The 15,706-nt window shown below is 68.1% G+C and carries 21 protein-coding genes; 11 read left to right on the top strand and 10 right to left on the bottom strand.

The annotated features are described in order from the left end of the window. The first annotated feature begins 20 nt into the window (after positions 1-20). The 3 genes from N415_RS13375 to N415_RS13365 are packed head-to-tail and all read left to right on the top strand — an operon-like array spanning position 21 to position 3,071. Complete coding sequence (locus N415_RS13375; protein ID WP_068182214.1) at positions 21-1,250, top strand: glycosyltransferase family 4 protein; 1,230 nt, start codon at positions 21-23, stop codon at positions 1,248-1,250. Continuing rightward, positions 1,244-2,014, top strand: a complete 771-nt coding sequence (locus tag N415_RS13370; protein WP_068182212.1) for a methyltransferase domain-containing protein — start codon at positions 1,244-1,246, stop codon at positions 2,012-2,014. The genes N415_RS13375 and N415_RS13370 overlap by 7 nt, the downstream gene beginning before the upstream one ends. Beyond that, positions 2,001-3,071 carry a prenyltransferase gene (locus N415_RS13365; protein ID WP_068182209.1) on the top strand — a complete coding sequence of 357 codons (1,071 nt, stop codon included), beginning with the start codon at positions 2,001-2,003 and terminating at the stop codon, positions 3,069-3,071. The genes N415_RS13370 and N415_RS13365 overlap by 14 nt, the downstream gene beginning before the upstream one ends. Here the strand turns inward: N415_RS13365 and N415_RS13360 are convergent. Then, positions 3,058-3,732, bottom strand: a complete 675-nt coding sequence (locus N415_RS13360) for a class I SAM-dependent methyltransferase (RefSeq protein WP_068182207.1) — start codon at positions 3,730-3,732, stop codon at positions 3,058-3,060. The two genes, N415_RS13365 and N415_RS13360, sit on opposite strands and share 14 nt — an antisense overlap. Positions 3,733-3,835: 103 nt before the next feature. Here N415_RS13360 and N415_RS13355 point away from each other — a divergent pair, with 103 nt between their 5' ends. Beyond that, entirely contained in the window at positions 3,836-4,477 is a 642-nt protein-coding gene (locus N415_RS13355; RefSeq protein ID WP_081665229.1) for a cutinase family protein, read from the top strand. Between the two features lie 9 nt (positions 4,478-4,486). Here the strand turns inward: N415_RS13355 and N415_RS13350 are convergent, their stop codons facing one another. Both N415_RS13350 and N415_RS32245 read right to left on the bottom strand, forming a co-directional pair. Beyond that, entirely contained in the window at positions 4,487-4,687 is a 201-nt protein-coding gene (locus N415_RS13350; RefSeq protein ID WP_068182199.1) for a hypothetical protein, read from the bottom strand. A 132-nt stretch (positions 4,688-4,819) separates the two neighbouring features. Beyond that, positions 4,820-5,017: a hypothetical protein gene (locus tag N415_RS32245; protein ID WP_068182197.1), complete on the bottom strand. Its 198-nt coding sequence runs from the start codon at positions 5,015-5,017 to the stop codon at positions 4,820-4,822. 254 nt (positions 5,018-5,271) lie between these two features. Between N415_RS32245 and N415_RS13340 the strand changes: the two genes are divergently transcribed. After that, the gene (locus N415_RS13340; protein ID WP_068182195.1) at positions 5,272-6,084 is read left to right on the top strand and encodes a glycoside hydrolase family 16 protein; all 813 of its coding nucleotides are present in this window, start codon (positions 5,272-5,274) and stop codon (positions 6,082-6,084) included. A 1-nt stretch (position 6,085) separates the two neighbouring features. On the opposite strand, the gene N415_RS13335 is transcribed toward N415_RS13340, so the two are convergent. The 3 genes from N415_RS13335 to N415_RS13325 form a co-directional block, all read right to left on the bottom strand. Beyond that, the gene (locus tag N415_RS13335) at positions 6,086-6,931 is read right to left on the bottom strand and encodes an SAM-dependent methyltransferase (RefSeq protein WP_068182193.1); all 846 of its coding nucleotides are present in this window, start codon (positions 6,929-6,931) and stop codon (positions 6,086-6,088) included. Positions 6,932-6,960: 29 nt separating this feature from the next. Then, a complete protein-coding gene (locus tag N415_RS13330) occupies positions 6,961-7,632 on the bottom strand; it encodes a hypothetical protein (protein WP_068182191.1) in 672 nt (223 codons plus the stop codon). 81 nt (positions 7,633-7,713) lie between these two features. Next, positions 7,714-8,346 carry a hypothetical protein gene (locus N415_RS13325; protein ID WP_239645530.1) on the bottom strand — a complete coding sequence of 211 codons (633 nt, stop codon included), beginning with the start codon at positions 8,344-8,346 and terminating at the stop codon, positions 7,714-7,716. 105 nt (positions 8,347-8,451) lie between these two features. Here N415_RS13325 and N415_RS13320 point away from each other — a divergent pair, with 105 nt between their 5' ends. The 4 genes from N415_RS13320 to N415_RS13305 all read left to right on the top strand — a co-directional run bounded on the left by N415_RS13320 (position 8,452) and on the right by N415_RS13305 (position 11,589). Further along, complete coding sequence (locus tag N415_RS13320) at positions 8,452-9,465, top strand: NADP-dependent oxidoreductase (protein ID WP_068182187.1); 1,014 nt, start codon at positions 8,452-8,454, stop codon at positions 9,463-9,465. 4 nt (positions 9,466-9,469) lie between these two features. After that, on the top strand, positions 9,470-9,739 hold the full coding sequence (locus N415_RS13315) for an EF-Tu/IF-2/RF-3 family GTPase (RefSeq protein WP_068182182.1): 270 nt from the start codon (positions 9,470-9,472) through the stop codon (positions 9,737-9,739). 56 nt (positions 9,740-9,795) lie between these two features. Further along, entirely contained in the window at positions 9,796-11,238 is a 1,443-nt protein-coding gene (locus N415_RS13310; protein WP_068182179.1) for an amino acid permease, read from the top strand. Between the two features lie 96 nt (positions 11,239-11,334). After that, the gene (locus N415_RS13305; protein ID WP_068182175.1) at positions 11,335-11,589 is read left to right on the top strand and encodes a hypothetical protein; all 255 of its coding nucleotides are present in this window, start codon (positions 11,335-11,337) and stop codon (positions 11,587-11,589) included. Between the two features lie 70 nt (positions 11,590-11,659). Here the strand turns inward: N415_RS13305 and N415_RS13300 are convergent, their stop codons facing one another. From N415_RS13300 to N415_RS13285, 4 genes are read right to left on the bottom strand one after another with little or no spacing between them, the layout of a single operon-like run. After that, on the bottom strand, positions 11,660-12,070 hold the full coding sequence (locus N415_RS13300) for a VOC family protein (RefSeq protein WP_068182172.1): 411 nt from the start codon (positions 12,068-12,070) through the stop codon (positions 11,660-11,662). Between the two features lie 4 nt (positions 12,071-12,074). Continuing rightward, positions 12,075-12,521: a helix-turn-helix transcriptional regulator gene (locus N415_RS13295; RefSeq protein ID WP_068182278.1), complete on the bottom strand. Its 447-nt coding sequence runs from the start codon at positions 12,519-12,521 to the stop codon at positions 12,075-12,077. 29 nt (positions 12,522-12,550) lie between these two features. After that, positions 12,551-13,405 carry a lysophospholipid acyltransferase family protein gene (locus N415_RS13290; protein ID WP_068182169.1) on the bottom strand — a complete coding sequence of 285 codons (855 nt, stop codon included), beginning with the start codon at positions 13,403-13,405 and terminating at the stop codon, positions 12,551-12,553. Then, positions 13,398-14,210 (bottom strand): class I SAM-dependent methyltransferase, encoded by an 813-nt coding sequence (locus tag N415_RS13285; protein ID WP_068182164.1) that lies wholly within the window; start codon positions 14,208-14,210, stop codon positions 13,398-13,400. Before N415_RS13285 ends, N415_RS13290 begins: the two co-directional genes overlap by 8 nt. Positions 14,211-14,291: 81 nt before the next feature. On the opposite strand from N415_RS13285, the gene N415_RS13280 reads away from it, so the two are divergent. Together N415_RS13280 and N415_RS13275 are read left to right on the top strand one after the other, a co-directional pair. Next, positions 14,292-14,861 carry a TetR family transcriptional regulator gene (locus N415_RS13280; RefSeq protein ID WP_068182161.1) on the top strand — a complete coding sequence of 190 codons (570 nt, stop codon included), beginning with the start codon at positions 14,292-14,294 and terminating at the stop codon, positions 14,859-14,861. A gap of 11 nt (positions 14,862-14,872) precedes the next feature. Next, positions 14,873-15,694 carry an alpha/beta hydrolase gene (locus N415_RS13275; protein ID WP_068182158.1) on the top strand — a complete coding sequence of 274 codons (822 nt, stop codon included), beginning with the start codon at positions 14,873-14,875 and terminating at the stop codon, positions 15,692-15,694. Positions 15,695-15,706: the final 12 nt, after the last annotated feature.

Below are 15,706 nucleotides of genomic sequence, written 5' to 3'. Positions count from 1 at the left end.
TCGGCGGATAAGAGTTGAGTATGCGAATTGCCCTGCTGTCCTATCGCAGTAAGGACCATTGCGGCGGACAGGGCGTCTACGTGCGCCATCTCAGCCGCGGCCTGGTCGAGCTCGGCCACGACGTCGAGGTGTTCTCCGGCCAGCCATATCCCGAGCTGCTCGATCCGCGGGTGCGGTTGACCAGGGTGCCCAGCCTGGATCTTTACCGTGAGCCCGACCCCTTCCGGGTGCCGCGCCCCAGCGAGATCCGCGACTCGATCGACCTGCTGGAGCTGCTGACCGTGTGGACGGCGGGCTTTCCCGAACCGCGCACGTTCACCATGCGCGTGGCGCGGCTGTTGGCCGAGCGCGCGAACGACTTCGACCTGGTGCACGACAACCAGAGCCTGGGCACCGGGCTGCTGGCGATCGCCGACGCGGGGCTGCCGGTGGTGGCCACCGTGCATCACCCCATCACCCGCGACCGCGTGCTCGACGTCGCCGCCGCGCGCTGGTGGCGCAAGCCGCTGGTGCACCGCTGGTACGGGTTCTCCAAAATGCAGGAGCAGGTGGCCCGCCGGATCCCCGACCTGTTGACGGTCTCGTCGTCGTCGGCCGCGGACATCGTCGCGGACTTCGGCGTCTCCCGCGATCAACTGCACGTCGTGCCGCTGGGTGTGAACACGGAGCTGTTCCGGCCGGCGGCCGGCCCCCGCCAACCCGGCCGCATCATCGCGATCGCCAGCGCCGACACCCCCCTGAAGGGCGTGCGGACCCTGTTGCACGCGGTCGCCAGGCTGCGCACGCGCCGAGACGTCGAATTGCGGCTCGTCGCCAAGGTCGAACCCAATGGTCCCACCCACAAACTCATCGCGGAGCTGGGGATCTCGGACATCGTCCACATCACCAGCGGGCTGTCCGACGAAGCGCTCGCCGCCCTGTTCGCGTCGGCCGAGGTCGCCTGCATTCCCTCTCTGTACGAAGGGTTTTCGCTGCCCGCGGTGGAAGCCATGGCGAGCGGGACGCCGATCGTGGCCAGCCGGGTGGGCGCGCTGCCCGAAGTCCTGGGGACCGACGGCGCCTGCGCCGAGCTGGTGCCCCCGGCCGACGTCGACGCCCTGACCGGCGCGCTCGGCGAGCTGCTCGACTCGCCGGAAAAACGCCGCACCATGGGCAAGGCGGGCAGGGAGCGCGCGATCAACGTGTTCAGCTGGGAAGCGGTGGCCGCCCAAACCGTGCAGGTTTACGAGCGGGCGATCGCGCGATGCTGACGATAGATTTCGACCGGCTCGGTATCGGTCCGTCCGCCAAGGTGATCGACGTGGGATGCGGCGGCGGCCGGCACGCCTTCGAGGCCTACCGGCGCGGCGCGGACGTCGTCGCCTTCGACCGGGATCCGGACGAACTGCGGTCCGTCGACACGATTTTGAAGGCGATGGCCGAGACCGGCGAGGCGCCTGAGGGGGCCTCGGCGAAGGTCGTTCTCGGTGACGCGCTCAGCCTGCCGTACGCCGACGAGACGTTCGACTGCGTCATCGCCTCGGAGATCCTCGAGCACGTCCCGCAGGACGACGCCGCCATCGCCGAATTGATAAGGGTCCTCAAAGTCGGTGGGACGCTGGCGGTCAGCGTCCCGCGCTGGCTGCCCGAGCGCATTTGCTGGCTGCTTTCCGACGAATACCACGCCAACGAGGGCGGGCACGTTCGCATCTACCGGGCCGATGAGTTGCGCGGCAAGATCGCGGGCGGCGGAATCGAATTGATCCACGCCCATCACGCGCACGCTCTGCACTCGCCGTTCTGGTGGCTCAAATGCGCGGTGGGAGTGTCGAATTCGGATCACCCTGCCGTGGCCACCTATCACAAGCTTCTGGTGTGGGACCTGATGCGACGGCCCAAGGTGACGCAGCTGGCCGAGTCGCTGCTCAACCCGCTGGTCGGAAAGAGCGTGGTCCTGTATTTCGCGAAGTACTACGCAGCGCCGCCCGCCGCGGAAAGCGAAGCTGCCCAGGGATATTCAGTTGCGTCGAGTTAGCGCGCCGGCGATTCCGGGTGTCCTCACCCCGGACCAGTGCCGGCAGACCGCGAAGTCGATAGCGGCCGACCAGGAATCGTCGGGCGCCATTCCCTGGTTCGCGGGTGGACACACCGATCCGTGGGACCACGTGGAGTGCGCGATGGCGCTCACCGCCGCCGGACTGCTGGAGCCGGCGCGGGCCGCGTTCGAATGGAGCCGCCGCACGCAGCGGGCCGACGGCTCCTGGCCCATCCAAATGCGCGATGGCACAATCGAAGACGCCAACAGCGACAGCAACTTCTGCGCATACATCGCCACCGGGGTCTGGCATCACGTGTTGATTACCGGCGACAGGTCGTTCGCCGCCGAGATGTGGCCGGTGGTGCACAAGGCGATCGACTTCGTCATCGATTTGCAGTTCGGCTACGGCGAAATCGCCTGGGCTCGAAGCGAAGCCGGGCCTGTCCCGGAAGCGTTGCTGACCGGGTGTGCCAGCGTCTTCCACAGCATCCGCTGCGCACTGGCGCTGGCCGTCCTGGTCGGGGATCCCCAGCCGGAATGGGAGCTGGCCCTCGGGCGCCTGGGCCACGCGATCGCGGTGCACCCGGAGGCGTTCACCGAGAAGGACCGCTACTCGATGGACTGGTACTACCCGATCCTGGGCGGCGCCCTGCGGGGCCCGGCGGCGGCCCGGCGGATAAGGCAGCGCTGGGACGACTTCGTGGTCGGCGGCCTCGGCATCCGCTGCGTCGACGATCGGCCCTGGGTGACCGGCGCCGAAACCTGCGAACTGGTGATGGCCCTCGACGCCATCGGCCACCGCTCCGCCGCGCACCGCCAGTTCGCCGCGATGCAGCACCTGCGCGAAGGGGACGGGTCCTATTGGACCGGTCTGGTTTTCGCCGACGGCAAGCGATGGCCCGAGAAACGCACCACCTGGACCGGCGCGGCGGTGATCCTGGCGGCCGACGCGCTGTCGGACACCACCAAGGGCAGCGGGATCTTCCGCGGCGACGGGCTGCCCGTGGGGCTGCAGACCGACTTCGACTGCGAGTGCGTGGTTACCGGCCGGTGATTATTTCCTCGCCCGCCCGTCCGCCGGTGCGTTCGAGCACCCGCAGCGACCCGGTGGCCGAAACCTCCTGGAACTGACCGGAATCCATCGCCCGGCGATAGATGTAGTAGGGCGGGCGGCCGCCGTCGCGTGGGTCGGGGAACACGTCGTGGATGAGCAGCGCCCCGCCGGTGGCCACCCACTTCGCCCAGCCGTCGAAGTCCTCGTTCGCGGCCTTCTCGGAGTGGCCGCCGTCGATGAACAACAACGACAGCGGTGCCCGCCACCCCCGGGCCACGACCGGCGACTTGCCCACGACGGCGACGACATGGTCGTCGAGCCCGGCGGCGTCCAGCGTGCGGCGGAACGTCGGCAGCGTGTCGAACAGACCCGTCACGTCATCGACCATCGAGGCGTCGTGGTACTCCCACCCGGGTTGGTGTTCCTCCGAGCCGTGGTGATGGTCGACGGTGTAGAGCACGCTGTTGGTCTGTTGCGCCGCCGCGCCGAGCAAGAGGGTGGATTTGCCGCAGTAGGTGCCGACCTCGACGCCGACGCCGCCGTCGAGGTACCGGAGCGCGGCGTCGTAGAGGGCGCGTCCCTCGTCGGGCGGCATGAAGCCCTGCACCTGCTCGGCGAGCGCAAACAGGCGCTCGGGTGACTCGGCGTTGGCACGGCTCATGAGGCGAACCTATCCGACCGGAATTCACCCTGCCCAAGCGGCGCGCTCGCTCTACCATCGTGCTGTGCGCGCTTTGCCTATCCGCAGGTTGCTTGATATCGGTATGGCCGCCGTTGTCGCCGCGGCGGCGTTGACTGTGGCGCCCGCGGTGGTGCCGGCGGGGACGCCCCGGGCCGCCGCCGCGAGCTGTCCCGCCGTGCAGGTCGTCTTCGCCCGCGGACGGTTCGAGTCGCCCGGCACCGGCGCGCTCGGCAGCGCGTTCATCAGTGCGCTGCGATCCAAGGTTTCGAAGAACATCGGCGTGTACGCGGTGAAGTACGGCGCCGACACGGACGTCGACGTCGGTGCCAACGACATGAGCCATCACATCCAGGACATGGTCAACAACTGCCCGGACACCCGGCTGGTGCTGGGGGGCTATTCGCTTGGTGCGGCCGTCACCGACGTCGTGCTCGCCGCGCCCATCGCCGCGTTCGGTTTCGACAGCCCACTGCCGCCGGGCATCGACCAGCACGTGGCCGCGGTCGCGCTGTTCGGCAACGGAAGCCAATGGGTGGGTCCGATCACGAACTTCAACCCGCTCTACAACGACAGGACCATCGAGTTGTGCCATGGTGCCGACCCCGTCTGCAACCCGGCGGACCCGAACACCTGGAAAGAGAACTGGCCGCAACACCTGGCCGGCGCGTACATCGACGCCGGCATGGCGAACCAGGCCGCCGATTTCGTCGCGGGCAAGCTCTGAGCTGGGGATTCAGGCTTCGTACGTGACCTGATACCAGTGGCGTACCGGCTTGTGGCTCTTGTCCGCCTGGCCGGTGTCCGTCGCGCTGACGACGTTGACGTCCGTCACGCCGGGATTGTGGGCCTCGATGTAGCGCTCCAATTCGTGCAGGAGCGCGCCGTGCGGTTGGGCGGGGTTCGCGAGCGCCTTCGTCCTGCGTGTCTGGGCCACGCGAGGATTATGCCGCGGCTTGGGCCGTCGCGCATCCGATGCTATTGGATTGCATTACAAGGGAATTCGGATTAATGGCCGAACCCTCCGAAGTGCAATTGGTCCGCATTTCGCGGTTAAAGGCGGCGGATTTCAGGCCGGGGTGTCGGTGCTCGAGTACACCTTGAAGTTGCGGGTGACCTGGCCGCTCGCCACGGCGGCATGCCGTCGGGCAAGGAAAGAGGGATGGCGACGCATGGCGTCGCGGCGCTCCCGGTCCCGCCGCCGGGCCGCGGCCCATGCGGGATGGGATTGAAGGAAAATGACCGTCGCGCCGTCCGCGTCCGCCATGATTCCAACTCCTCCCGAGCAATCCGCAAAAGAATGAACAGTGTTTATCGGTTCGTAATTCCAGGATGCCCTGCGGATCCTGTGACCAAACCACGCGCCAAGTTGAGAATTAGCCATGAATTTCGGCGTCATCCAAACCCACTGCCCCGCCGTCGTCCGTTTTGCGGCCAGCGGCGATCCACACCGTAGCGATGGGTACCGACAGATTTCTCGTTTCGACCTAGGGCGGCACCGGCTGCTAGGGTGCCTTGCTTATGCCGCAGATAGACCGCCGCCGGATGATGCTGACGACCGGGATCGGCGTGCTGGCAGCCGCGCTGCCGCTCCCCGAGGCTTGCGCCTTTCCGGGTCGACCAGACACACCGAGCGGCCAGAGCTACATCTTCCAGGACGAATTCGACGGGCCGGCCGGCTCGGCCCCCGACCCGTCCAAGTGGGCGGTGGCCAAGGCCCGCGAAACGATCAAGGACCCGACGTACTGGGAGTTGCCCGAGCACATCGGGCAGTACCGCGATGATCGCAAGAACGTGTTTCTCGACGGCAACTCCAACCTGGTGCTGCGCGCGGCCAAGGACGGCCCCACCTACTTCAGCGGCAAGGTCCAAAGCCTGTGGCGGGGCGGCGTCGGGCACACGTGGGAGGCCCGGATCAAGCTCAATTGCCTGACCGCCGGCGCCTGGCCCGCCTACTGGCTGGGTAACGACGATCAGGGCGAGATCGACGTCATGGAGTGGTACGGCAACGGCAACTGGCCCTCGGCCACCACCGTGCACGCGAAGGCGAACGGCGGTGAATGGAAGACCCACAACATCGCGATGGACAGCGCCTGGCACACCTGGCGCACTCAGTGGGACGCGACCGGCATCCGCTTCTGGAAGGACTACACCGACGGCGCCCAGCCCTATTTCGATGTGCCCGCCAGCTCGCTTCCGGATTGGCCGTTCAACAACCCCGGCTACGCCGTCTACCCGGTGTTCAACCTTGCGGTCGCCGGTTCGGGCGGCGGCGACCCGGGACCGGGAACCTACCCGGCGGACATGCTCGTCGACTGGATCCGCGTCTGGTAGCTCAGTGGGTAAGCAGGGCGACTGCTCCCCAGGGCCTGCGGCCCGGATGACGCGGATCCGTCGGGCGCAGCCACGTGGCCGGACGCATGAATAGCGGCAACCGATGAAACCGGTGGGCGGCCTCGAGGTTTGATTCCGCTTCGACGGTGCGCCAGCCGAGGTTCTCGAAGTAGGCCAAGCCATTCTCGGGGGCGAACTTGAACGGCGCGTTTTCCAGCATCCCGGCCATCTTTCTGTTCATCATCTTGCGCAGGCCCGGAAAGGCGAAGTCGAGCATCCACCAGGCGATCTCGGGCCGTTTGAACGCCGCGGAAAGCGCGTCGACGTCGCTGTCTTCCAGGTACATCAACAGGCCCTCGGTCAACACCAGCGCTTTGGTCGCGCCGTCGAGGGCCTCGTCGAGGAAGGCGTCGCGGGCCTGCGGGTCGGCCAGGTCGACGGCGACCCGGGTCAGCCGGCACCGCGGCGTCTGATCCGCGAGAACCTGCGTCTTTTCCTCGAGCAGCTTTGGCAGGTCCGCCTCCACCCAGGTGAACTCCGGCGGCAGGTCCAGTCGGTAGGGCCGGGTGTCCAGGCCGGCGGCCAGGTTCAGCACCCGGTCGCAGCCGGCGGCGATCGCCTCGGCGATGGCGTCGTCGATGATCTTGGTGCGCGCGACGAGCCACCATCCGTTGCGTGTCGACCGCGGGACGTTGGCGACGATCGCGCGGCCGTGTTCACCAGCGAGGCGCTCGGCGAGCGGGTCGCTGAAAAGCGCGTCGGGGCGGGCCGATTCGGTGGCACGGTGGAGCGCAGTCCAGCGGGCCGTGTCCGACACATGGGTGATCGAGTGCGTGGGGCCTGACATACGTGCGTTATAGCAGCCGCCCGGCCGCGCTACTGACCGGCCTTGCCCCCGGCAAACCACACGGCCGTCACCGCATGAGTCTGCGGCGCTGGGAAGACGCTGTCCGGTTCGCCGACTTCGCCGACCTTGACCTTCCACACCGCCGAGGAGCGATCGATGCAGGCCCCGGCGCCCTGGCTGGGCTGCCACAACACGGCGGTGTTGTCGGGGCCGCCGATGCCACAGCCATAGACGCCCACGTACCCGTCGGCGCGCCCACCCCAGGCGCCCCCGTTGCGGAGCAGGCAACGCGTGCCGTCGTCGAGCGTCAGCGCGAACGGGTCCGGGGTGGCGTTCGGCTGCACGGGCGGGAGCGGACCGTCATAGCTCACCCGATGCAGGCGCTTGTCCCACGGATCGTCGACGCACAACAGCGTTCCGGGCGTGGAGGGCCAGCAGGTGCCGGCACCGGCAGCGGTCGGCGAACAGTAGTAGACGTCGCCGGCCACCGCCGACGGCGACGATGTTGTGCAGTCGGTGACCGTGAAGACGTCGCTCTGCCCCGGCGCCTCCCGGTAACCGTTGATCGGTTGGCCGCTGGGTCCGACGGCCACGACGGTGATCTGTTGCGTCGGTGGCGGATCGGCGGCCGCCGGTACCGCCAGCGACAAACCTGCCGCGGTCATCACGGCAACCAGGGCAGTTCGGGATACCACGTTCACCGTGCACAACCTTCCGTCCGGCACCCCCTTGTTTGAAGGGTAGAGCGACGGGACCTGGACGGACAGCAACCGCGCCGCCGCCTACTGGCCGGCTCTACCTCCGGCAAACCACGCCTCGGTCACCGCGCGGGTCTGCGGCGGTGGAAGGGCGGCGTCGGGTGTGCCGAGCTGACCGACCTTGACCGTCCAGGCCGGCGACGAGCGGTCGATGCAGCTACCCGCGCCCTGGCTGGGCAGCCATAGCACCGCGAGGTGCGGGCCGTTGCAGCTGTAGGCGCCCTCGTAGCCGTCGGCGCGCACGCCCCAAGCGCCTCCGTTGCGAAGCAGGCAATGCGTGGCGTCGTCGAGTGTCAGCGCGAACGGCTCCGGGGTCGCGGTCGACTGCACCGGCGGCAGCGATCCGGCATATCTCACCCGATGCATGCGCTTGGCCCATGGGTCGTCCACGCACAACAGCGACCCCGGTGTGGACGGCCAGCAGGTTCCGGCGCCGGCCGCGCTCGGCGAGCAGGAGTAGACGTTGTCGGCCACGGCCGACCGTGAGGGTTCCGAGCACTCGACGGTGACGACGTTGCCCTGCGGTGGCGTCTCCGTATAGCCGTTCATCGGTTCGCCGCCGGGGCCGACGGCCATGACGGTGATCTGCTGCGTGGGTGGCGGATCGGCAGCCGCCACGGGCGCCGACAATCCGGCGGCCGTGAGAGCGATAGTCACCAGGGCAATTCGCGACACCAGGTTCACCGCGCAAAACCTTCCCGTCCGGCGGCCCCCCTTTTTCGAAGCGTAGTTGTCGCGGCGCCGGTCCAGTACGGTGCGCTTATGCCCGATCGAAATCGCCGTTTTCTGCTCCGCGAACGCCCCACCGGCCGCATCGGCCCCGACACTTTCGAGCTGAGCGAGGAGGCCGTGCCCGAGCTCGCCGACGGCGAGGCGCTGGTGCGCGTCGACTGGATATCGCTCGACCCGACAAACCGGATGTGGATCAACGACACCCCGACCTACCTGCCGCCGGTGGGCATCGGCGAGGTCATGCGCGCGGGCGGCCTTGGCGAGGTCGTCGCGTCGAAGAGTGCGCGATTCCCGGTCGGGCAGCGGGTGCAGGGACTCCTCGGCTGGCAGGAGTACGCGGTGCTGTCGGACTCGGCGCTGGTGATGCCGGTCGACATCGCCGAGGGCATCTCGCCAAGCGCCTACCTGGGCGCGCTGGGCACGACGGGGCTGACCGCATGGGTCGGCATCCGGGACATTGGCAAGCCCAAGCAAGGCGAGACGGTCGTGGTCTCGGCCGCGGCGGGCGCGGTCGGGTCGATCGCCGGGCAACTCGCCAAGGTCGACGGCGCACGCGTCGTCGGCATCGCCGGCGGCCCTGAGAAGTGCGCCCTGCTCACCGAGCAGCTCGGCTTCGACGCGGCGGTCGACCACCGCGCCGACGACTGGGCCGCCCAGCTCGTCGCGGCGACCCCCGACGGCATCGACGTCGACTTCGAGAACGTGGGCGGAGACATCATGGACGCCGTCTTCGCGCGCCTCAATATCGGTGCCCGCGTTGCGCTTTGCGGCCTCATCTCCGGCTACAACGCGGCCGATCCGCCGCCGGGACCCCGCGCGTTCGGCAACCTGCTCGTCCAGCGCGCGACGCTGCAGGGCTTCATCGTCCTCGACCACCTGGGGCGCGCGGCGGAGGCGGCCACCGAGATCGCCGACCTGATCGCCGGCGGCAAGCTCACCCCGCTCGAGACGGTCGTCGAGGGTTTCGAGCAGCTGCCGACGGCGATCAACATGCTCTTCGACGGCAAGAACGTCGGCAAGCTCGTCGTGAAGCTGTCGGACTAGATACATGTTTCGCATGACGGTCCAGGACGTGTTCGTGATCCGCGGTCGCGGCGCGGTGGCCACCGGCCGCGTGGAGTACGGGGAGCTGCGCGTCGGCGATCAGGTGAAGATCAACGACGGGCCGACGGTCCGCGTAGACGCTATCGAGGCTTTTCGCAAGAAAATCGACACCGCGACAACCGGTGACAACGTCGGATTGCTTTTCAAATCGCTTGACAAGAACGATCTTGCGGCCGGAGACGTAATCGCCTCGTCAGACGTCTTTTTGGCATAAGCGGGGCCAAATCACAACTGTCGCGGGCCGGCGCCCTCGGCTCTAATGTCTTCGCCATGACATCCGCCGTCCCGCAACTGCGCCGGGGTCTCGCCAACCGTCACATCCAGTTGATCGCGATCGGCGGGGCGATCGGCACCGGGCTTTTCATGGGGAGCGGAAAAACGATCTCGCTGGCAGGCCCGGCGGTGCTGTTGGTGTACGGAATCATCGGGTTCTTCGTGTTCTTCGTGCTGCGCGCGATGGGCGAACTGCTGCTGTCGAACCTGAACTACAAGTCGTTCGTCGACTTCGCCGCCGACCTATTGGGGCCCGCCGCGGGCTTTTTCGTCGGCTGGTCGTATTGGTTCGCCTGGATTGTCACGGGCATCGCCGAGATCGTTGCGATCGCCGGCTACGCGAGGTTCTGGTGGCCCGACGTGCCGTTGTGGCTGCCGCCGCTGGTGACCGGGTGCTTGATCCTGGTGTTGAACTTGTCCAGCGTGCGCAACTTCGGGGAGATGGAGTTCTGGTTCGCCCTGATCAAGGTCGCGGCGATCGGCTGCCTCATCGTCGTTGGCGTCGTGCTGGCGGCGACCGATTTCGTTTCGCCGCAAGGCAATCGGGCGACGGTCGAGAATCTGTGGAACGACGGCGGGTTCTTCGCGACGGGGTTCATGGGCGTGGTCGGCGGGTTTCAGATCGCGTTCTTCGCGTTCGTCGGGGTGGAACTCGTCGGCGCCGCGGCGGCCGAAACGACGGATCCGCGCCGCACCCTCCCCCGCGCCATCAACGCGGTTCCCATTCGGGTGGCGATCTTCTACATCGGTGCGCTGCTGGCGATCCTCACCGTCGTCCCGTGGCGGCACTTCGCCGGCGGCCAATCCCCGTTCGTGACGATGTTCGCGCTGGCGGGACTCGGCGCCGCGGCGTCGATCGTCAACTTCGTGGTGACCACGGCGGCCGCCTCGTCGGCCAATTCCGGCGTCTTCTCCACCGGGCGCATGCTGTTCGGCCTGGCCGACAACGGAAGCGCCCCGTCGCCCTTTCGGCGCCTGAACCGTCGCGGCGTGCCGTCGGGCGCCCTGTTTCTCACCGCGGCGCTGCTGCTGACCTCCATCCCGCTGCTCTACGTGGGCGGTTCGGTCATGGGCGCGTTCACGTTGGTGACCACGGTCGCGTCGCTGTTGTTCATGTTCGTGTGGGCGGTGATCGTCGTCAGCTACCTCGTCTACCGGCGCCGGCACCCGCGACGGCATGCCGACTCGTCCTACAAGATGCCGGTCGGCGCGGCGATGTGCTGGGCCATCCTGGGTTTTTTCGCGTTCGTGATCTGGACGTTGTGCACCGACCGTGAGACCGCGATCGCCCTGGTGTGGTTTCCCCTCTGGTTCGTGGTGCTCGCCGCCGGCTGGCTGCTGGTGCGGCGCCGGCCCGGGCGCGCCGAGACGTATCGCCGGTTCCAGGCCGAGATGAACAAGCCCGTCGGCGAAACGGCCGAGCCCGCGCCCGCCGCCTGACGCCCGGCGTTCTTGGGATCGGTAGCGAATCGCGGCCTCTGTACTTATCCCAACGACGACGCCAACCCGGCGGCGCCACCTGAAAGGAAGTCAGAAATGAAGCTTGTTCCCGCCGCGCTCGAACAGCAGATCAACCGCGTCGACCGTCAGCGCAGCCTGTACATCGGGATCGGCAACGCGTTGGTTGCCCTCTGGTGCCTGTACCGCGTGTTCTGGGGGCTCTACCTCGCGATGACGTTCAGTTGGGTCACCGGGGCGATGATTCCTCAGGTGCTGCTCTGGGGCGTGATCGGTGTCATCGCGGGGGTCGTCGCCTTCGGGTTCCTGACCCGGTATTTCAGGGAGTCGTGACTCGCGCACGCTGCGGTCGAAAAGTCCCGAACCCGTTTGGGGTTCGGGACTTTTCCCGTCGTGGGTTCGGTCAGCGGATCTGCTGGATGCGGATCAGGTTCCCGGCGGGATCGCGCACCGCGCAGTCGCGCAGCCCGTACGGTTGTTCGGTTGGCTCCTGGACGATTTCGGCGTCGGCGGCCTGCAGCCGCTCGAACGCGCCGTCGAGGTCCTTGGTGGCCAGCATGAGCATGGCGTAGGTCCCCTTGGCCATCATCTCGGCGATGGTGCGTCGCTCGTCGTCGGTGATGCCCGGGTTGGCGGCCGGCGGGCTCAGCGCGATGGACGTGTCGGGCTGGTTCGGCGGTCCGACCGTGATCCAGCGCATCTTGCCCTGCCCGACGTCGAGGCGAACCTCGAAGCCGAGGGTGTCCCGATAGAAGGCCAGCGAGGCCTCCGGGTCGTCGTGCGGAAGCATGCTCGAATGAATCGTGATGTCCATGGCGTCAGGTTAGGTTCGGCCGCGTCAGTGGCGCTTCTCGATTCCTGATCGGTCTGCTGACTTGCTTCGCGAGGCACGGCGCTATCCCCGCCGTCGCGTCGGCCGCATGCCTGCGAAACACGCTGGGCGGCATGCCGACCAGCTCCGTGAAGCGGGTGCTGAAGGTGCCCAGCGACGAGCAGCCGACCGCGAAGCAGACCTCGGTGACGCTGAGGTCGCCGCGGCGCAGCAGCGCCATCGCACGCTCGATGCGCCTCGTCATCAGGTACGAGTACGGCGATTCGCCGTAAGCGCGCCGAAATTCGCGACTGAGGTGCCCGGCGGACATGTGCACCCCGCGCGCGAGCGCCTCGACGTCCAGTGGCTGCGCGTAGTCCCGGTCGATGCGGTCGCGGACGCGACGCAGCAGCGCGAGGTCGCGCAGCCGCTGCTCGGCGGAGCTACCGGTCACCCAGCCGATACTGCCACGCGGCCAGGCAGTTACGGCGTCGTCGCCCGGTGCCACGCCAGCGGGTTGAGCCCGCGATATGGATCGCCGTCGCGCAGCTGGCGCAGGTCACCCAGGATGTTCTCCAGCGCCCGTTGGGTCTGGTCCTTGACGATGTCCACCCACTCCTGGTCCGTGACGCCCAGCGGCCTGCTCGTGTCGATCGGCGAACCGAACCGGAGATACATGCGCTGGGGCCGGGGAATCAGGGTTGGCCCGATCCCCCGCATCAATGGCATCGCCATGTCCGCGCGCCCGTTCAGCCTGCGGCCCAACGCCGCACTGAACCGCCCGTAGGCGCTGTCGCGCGTGGTCAGGCTGCGATAGACGTCGTCGCCGCCGACGAGACCGGCCGGCACGATCGGGTAGCCGTTCTCTATCGACAGCCGCGCGAATCCCGCGCGTCCCTGCCAGCGCAGCCGGTACTCCTCGCCCTTGAACTTGGCGATCTCGCGGCCGCCGCCGGGGAACACGAGGATGGTCTCGTCGTTTCGCATCAGTTCGCGCGCGGTCTCCGGTGCGCCGACCACGGCGCCGTACGCCGCGATCAGGTCGCCGGGCAGCCCCCGCATGCGCCCGAAACCCCGTTCGGCCAGCGGCCGCACCCGGGTCCCGATGGTGCGCCGCACCGTATCGGAGATCAAGAAGACCTCGGAGCCGAACTGAGTGTGGTTGCCCACCAACAGGAATCGCCCGTCCGCGGGCAGGCGTTCGACGCCGTCGACGTAGGGCCGGGAAAGGTCGATAACGGGGCGCAGCCGGTCGCTCACCTCGTCGAGGGCTCGACGCAATGTCTGCACCCGCGCGCTTGGCTTCGTGATCGCGGAGAGGTCGGTGTTGTCAGCCACGGTCGTCCGCTCGCGGGCGGGAGAACACGACGGTGAGTGACGGCGGGCCGAACCGGGTCGGGCTGGGCAGCATCTCGATGCTCATCCGTGGGTCGGCGGCGCGGCCCAGCGCCCGCATCGCCGACGGGCTGTAGGCACGCAGCGCGCTGATGAACCCGTCGTGCAGGCCGGGCTGAATCGACGACCACGGCATCAGCACCAGATTCAGGGGCAGCGCGAAAACGGGAAACAGCATCGTGGCCAGCGGGCTCTGCCGTTTGAGGTCGATGACGAGGAACCGCTTGGCCACGCGGGTGGCCTCGGCGATGGCGCGGGTCGCGACCGCCGGCGGGAGGTGGTGGAACGCCAGCGCGAACACGACGAGGTCGTAGCTGCCGTCGGCGGCGTCGATCGCCGTCGCGTCCACCACCTGGGTGCGCGCCCGCGGGTGCTGCCCCAGCTCCCCCGCGGCGATGTTGGCCACCGAATTCGGGTTCACGTCGCTGACGGTGACGGTGGCGGTCGGGTGGAGCTTGAGAATCTGGGCCGAGAGCTTTCCGTGGCCGGCGCCGATTTCCAGGATGCGGGGGTTGGGGATGTCCGCGACGACGCTGAGTGCCGTGCGCGCGTACTTCTCGTGCTGCTTGGTCAGCGTGCCGACCCGGTCGAGCATGCCGATGACCTTCTGCTTGACCTCGTCGGCCACGTCGTCGCGGTCGAGGTACTCGAGCGCGTCGGTTTGAAATCGGCGATCCAGCCAGGACGCGCCGGGGCCGCCCCTCGGCATCGTCGCGATCGCCTGGTCCGGCGTGTCTGTCGTCACCATCACGGCTCTCCTTCTCATTTCGTCGGCCCGTTCTTGAGCCACCATAACAAACGAACCAGTTCGTCTGATTATGATATTCCTGTGAGATCGAAGACCGAGCTCCGCGGTGAAATACTCGCGGCCGCCCGCGCGGAGTTCGCTCAGTACGGCTTGGCGGGCGCGCGCATCGACCGCATTGCGCGCGCCGCCAGCGCGAGCAAGGAACGGCTGTACGCGCATTTCGGCGACAAGGAGACCCTGTTTCGCGACGTGGTCGCCACCGACGGCGCGGAGTTTTTCCGGGCCGTGGAGTTGCGCCCCGACGCGGTGCCCGAGTTCGTCGGCGGCATCTTCGACCTGGCGCAGAGCCGGCCCGAGCACGATCGCATGATCACGTGGGCCCGACTGGAAGGCTTCCCGCTGGATATCCCGGAATTCGACGAGGAGCACCCGCCCGAGCGGGCTATCGCCGCGCTGGAGCAGGCACAGGCCGACGGCCATGTCGACCCGGCGTGGGACCCGCAGCAGCTGTTGGTTCTCCTCTTTGCGATCGCCCTGGCGTGGGCGCACTGGCCCGACCCCGCGGCGGCCACCACCGACAAGGCGGTTATCGCCAGCCGGCGCGCCGCCGCCGTCGAGGCGGCGTCCCGCATCGTCAAACCCGGCGCGTAGTCTCCCGATTCATGGCCGATGAGATCCAGTTCGTCGAAGCCAACGGGCTGAGATTCGCCTACCTGGAGGACGGCTCGGGGCCGCTCGTCCTGTTGCTACACGGGTTCCCGGACACCCCGCACACCTGGGACGATCTGCGCCCGCGGCTGGCCGCGCAGGGCTATCGCGCGGTCAGCCCGTATATGCGCGGATACCATCCCAGCGCGATCCCCGCCCGCGACGCCGACCAAGAAACGTTGGCGCGCGATCCACTCGCGCTGATCGAAGCGCTCGGCGCCCGCGAGGCCGTCGTCGTCGGGCACGACTGGGGAGCCTCGGCCGCCTACGGCGCCGCCGCGCTCGGACCGGATCGGGTCAAAAAGCTGTTCGTCGTTGGCATTCCGCACCCGGCGGCGCTCAAGCCGACGCTCAAGAAACTCTGGGGCGTCCGTCACTTCGCGGCGTACAAGTTGCCCGGCGCGCCGAAGCGCTTCGCGCGCAACGACTTTGCGGCGCTTCCGGCCATTTGCCGGCGCTGGTCGCCGACCTGGAACCCGGATGCGCGCGAGTTCGACGCCATCCGCGCCAGTTTCGCGAACCCCGCGAGCCTGAACGCGGCGTTCGGCTACTACCGCAAGCTCTCCCCCGTCCCCAGCGCATCACTGAAGGCGAAGATCAGGGTCCCGACGGTGGTCTTCGCGGGGCTGGACGACCCGGTCGCCGAGCCGGCCGACTACCGTGGCGCCGCGCGCATGTTCGAGAATGAGTACGTCGTGGAGGAGGTCCCCGGCGGGCATTTCATGCACCGGGAGCATCCCGGGACCTTCGCCGAACGGCTCTTGGCCCACCTGTGATCGGGGCCTACC

The organism is Mycobacterium sp. UM_CSW (assembly GCF_000455205.1).
Lineage (GTDB): Bacteria > Actinomycetota > Actinomycetes > Mycobacteriales > Mycobacteriaceae > Mycobacterium.
This window is presented reverse-complemented; position numbering and strand designations above follow the sequence as displayed.

What these genes read in the sequence shown, in the direction of transcription:
- N415_RS13310 (WP_068182179.1), top strand. Translation starts at nt 9,796, where the DNA reads ATGACATCCGCCGTCCCGCAACTGCGCCGGGGTCTCGCCAACCGTCAC.
- N415_RS13370 (WP_068182212.1), top strand. Translation starts at nt 1,244, where the DNA reads ATGCTGACGATAGATTTCGACCGGCTCGGTATCGGTCCGTCCGCCAAG.
- N415_RS32245 (WP_068182197.1), bottom strand. Translation starts at nt 5,017, where the DNA reads ATGGCGGACGCGGACGGCGCGACGGTCATTTTCCTTCAATCCCATCCC.
- N415_RS13375 (WP_068182214.1), top strand. Translation starts at nt 21, where the DNA reads ATGCGAATTGCCCTGCTGTCCTATCGCAGTAAGGACCATTGCGGCGGA.
- N415_RS13305 (WP_068182175.1), top strand. Translation starts at nt 11,335, where the DNA reads ATGAAGCTTGTTCCCGCCGCGCTCGAACAGCAGATCAACCGCGTCGAC.
- N415_RS13300 (WP_068182172.1), bottom strand. Translation starts at nt 12,070, where the DNA reads ATGGACATCACGATTCATTCGAGCATGCTTCCGCACGACGACCCGGAG.
- N415_RS13285 (WP_068182164.1), bottom strand. Translation starts at nt 14,210, where the DNA reads ATGGTGACGACAGACACGCCGGACCAGGCGATCGCGACGATGCCGAGG.
- N415_RS13275 (WP_068182158.1), top strand. Translation starts at nt 14,873, where the DNA reads ATGGCCGATGAGATCCAGTTCGTCGAAGCCAACGGGCTGAGATTCGCC.
- N415_RS13315 (WP_068182182.1), top strand. Translation starts at nt 9,470, where the DNA reads ATGTTTCGCATGACGGTCCAGGACGTGTTCGTGATCCGCGGTCGCGGC.
- N415_RS13355 (WP_081665229.1), top strand. Translation starts at nt 3,836, where the DNA reads ATGGCCGCCGTTGTCGCCGCGGCGGCGTTGACTGTGGCGCCCGCGGTG.
- N415_RS13320 (WP_068182187.1), top strand. Translation starts at nt 8,452, where the DNA reads ATGCCCGATCGAAATCGCCGTTTTCTGCTCCGCGAACGCCCCACCGGC.
- N415_RS13360 (WP_068182207.1), bottom strand. Translation starts at nt 3,732, where the DNA reads ATGAGCCGTGCCAACGCCGAGTCACCCGAGCGCCTGTTTGCGCTCGCC.
- N415_RS13335 (WP_068182193.1), bottom strand. Translation starts at nt 6,931, where the DNA reads ATGTCAGGCCCCACGCACTCGATCACCCATGTGTCGGACACGGCCCGC.
- N415_RS13340 (WP_068182195.1), top strand. Translation starts at nt 5,272, where the DNA reads ATGCCGCAGATAGACCGCCGCCGGATGATGCTGACGACCGGGATCGGC.